Here is a 522-nt window from a genome sequence, read left to right on the forward strand (position 1 = left end):
GCTCTCCTGCATCTCCCACATGCGGTCGGCCAGCGTCTCGATCTCGGCGCGGCTGCGGGCCGTGGTTTCGTCAAGAAGGGCGGCGGTGCGATGTTCGCTCCGCCTGGCGCGCAGATGCATGGCAAGGCCGGCTAGGCCGGTTGCGAGCAATGCAACGCTGATGAACATCGGTGCCCCGGTCAGGTGCGCCAGCCCGGCCATCACCACGATGGCGACGAATGTCAGAAAGGACAGGCCTTCGCGCCTGGAGAATTCCGGCTCGGGCACCAGCGGCGGCGCGGCGACGAAGCGCCGCGTCGACGCCGGCGGGAGCACCGCATCGACATCGTCGCCAGTGTCCGCCTGTTGGCTGCCGGATTGCGCGATCATGCGAAATTCTTGCCAGACAGAGCTTATGGAAAATTGCGGCGGATCGTTCCAATTTTAGCGGATGAGCGCTTTTTGCCGAGGCGCGGCGGGTTTGCCACCAGATCTGGCGATTGCATCCGCCCTTCCGGCAGTTGGGCGGAGTCACATATCCAC

1 pseudogene is annotated in these 522 nt (G+C 64.8%); it reads right to left on the reverse strand.

The features are described from left to right. Window positions 1-369, reverse strand: a pseudogene (locus EN994_RS34630) (hybrid sensor histidine kinase/response regulator); the annotation flags it as partial. Window positions 370-522 lie beyond the last annotated feature (153 nt).

Origin of the sequence: Mesorhizobium sp. M7A.F.Ca.CA.002.09.1.1, from assembly GCF_003998555.1 — a bacterium.
Classification (GTDB): domain Bacteria; phylum Pseudomonadota; class Alphaproteobacteria; order Rhizobiales; family Rhizobiaceae; genus Mesorhizobium; species Mesorhizobium ciceri.